The organism is Novipirellula caenicola (assembly GCF_039545035.1).
GTDB lineage: Bacteria > Planctomycetota > Planctomycetia > Pirellulales > Pirellulaceae > Novipirellula > Novipirellula caenicola.
The window spans coordinates 1-1,607 of record NZ_BAABRO010000069.1 but is presented as its reverse complement, the minus strand read 5'-3'; the positions used below and the strand labels follow the sequence as shown (position 1 = coordinate 1,607).

Sequence of the window (1,607 nt, the reverse complement as noted above, 5' to 3'; positions counted from 1 at the left end):
GGGAGCGACCGTGTTAGAATTCGGCAATAGCCGCTTATCAAAAAGTTAAATTTTGATTCGATGGAAGCCCCCGATGCGCAGTACTGAAGGACGCAGGGGGGCTCCTGTGTCAGCGTCGTTCTGTGTATGTTTGATCTCTTGTACCGAGCGGCAACGCTCGAGTACGTAGGCAGTCGACGAGCGATTTTGTCGTTGGTCGGCTGCCGTTTTCTCCAATTACGTCGCTCGGTCCCGGGCTCGACGCTTGTTCGGGCTCGGCAAAATGGGGCCGCCCCTTTCGCATCGCCGTCACATTGGCCTCAGATGCGGGCGCAGGCCAATGTGACGGCGACGCGAAAGGGGCTCTTCAACCGTTATTTCGTTGGTGACAGATCAGACCATCGACGCGAACTTGGAAGCGTCAAACGTTTCTTGATTTCGAACCATCTGATTGAGTGTCGAAAGAAGTTTTCGTACGCAAGCGATCATCGCCAGCTTGTACGGTTTTCCTTGCTTTCTTAAGCGTGTGTAAAACGCTTTGAGCCGCTCGTCGTACTGCCGAGCGGACAACGCTGCCATGTACAATGCACAGCGGACCGATTGACGCCCACCACGCACCATTCGCTTACCATCCTTGGTGCCACTTTGCCTTGCCATCGGCGATACGCCAACTAACTTCGCAATCTCTTTGCGATTGAGTTGCCCCAACTCAGGCAGTGAGGTCAGAAGCACATTGACCGTAACCTCACCCACGCCTGGGTGGCTCTTCAAAATCTGCACTTTGGGCTCTTGCTTTGCCAGCTCTCGGAGGATCTCGCTGAGCCGTTTATCAACGCGATTTAGCTGGTTTTCGATGTTCCGCAGCATCTGTTTTAGCAGCTTGCGAGTCTCTTTGTCGGCGGTATGCAGCAACCGCGATCGTTCTTGAGCCTGCATCTTCAGAAGCGATGCTCGGCGATGCACCATCGCGGTGTGATGCTTCTGTTGCTCGCTGCGTCGGACTGCCAAATGGACTGGAACGTCCTGACCGAATCGACAAATCATCGCTGCATCGATCGTGTCGGTCTTTTCAAGCCATCCATGGCCTTTGGCGAAGTCTCTGACTTGCCGTGGGTTGACAATGGCGACGTCGATCGAGCTGTCGTGAGCCATGTCCGTCATCAACAGGTGATAGCTGGCGGTGGATTCACAGAGAATCAATGTCGCGCTATCAGGATCAATGCGGTCAAGCAGTTTCGCTTGAATGCTCTGCACGTCGTTATCAATACGCTTGGTAAGCTTGCCCTGAGAATCACAAAGATCGAGATTGTTCTTGGCAACATCGACTCCGATGACTCGTTGATAGCCGGTTCGCGAGGGTGGTGTGTCGTGTCGAGTGTTTGTCGTAGATTCGTTGCGCATCTTAAAAGTCCCTGCCTAGTAAATGCGGTCTGGCATGACGCCGACCGAGCGACCGTTCGGGTAAAAGAACTGACTCACGATCAAGCTCCCAGTCGCTCTAGCCTGGGGCCGAGAGGGGTCGGATCGGATCTGTGAGTCAGCGACCTCTCCGCAGAGCGACTGCGAAAAGGTCATCACAGCGAATCGACGTGAAAACCAGTCGAAACACCACAACGATCATATACTAG

General features: G+C 53.9%; 1 protein-coding gene. It reads right to left on the bottom strand.

The window, feature by feature from the left end:
* Positions 1-372: 372 nt before the first annotated feature.
* A complete protein-coding gene (locus ABEA92_RS31295) occupies positions 373-1,380 on the bottom strand; it encodes an IS110 family RNA-guided transposase (protein WP_345689814.1) in 1,008 nt (335 codons plus the stop codon).
* Positions 1,381-1,607 lie beyond the last annotated feature (227 nt).

Coding starts and splice junctions, on each gene's coding strand:
- ABEA92_RS31295 (WP_345689814.1), bottom strand. CDS start 1,380: ATGCGCAACGAATCTACGACAAACACTCGACACGACACACCACCCTCG.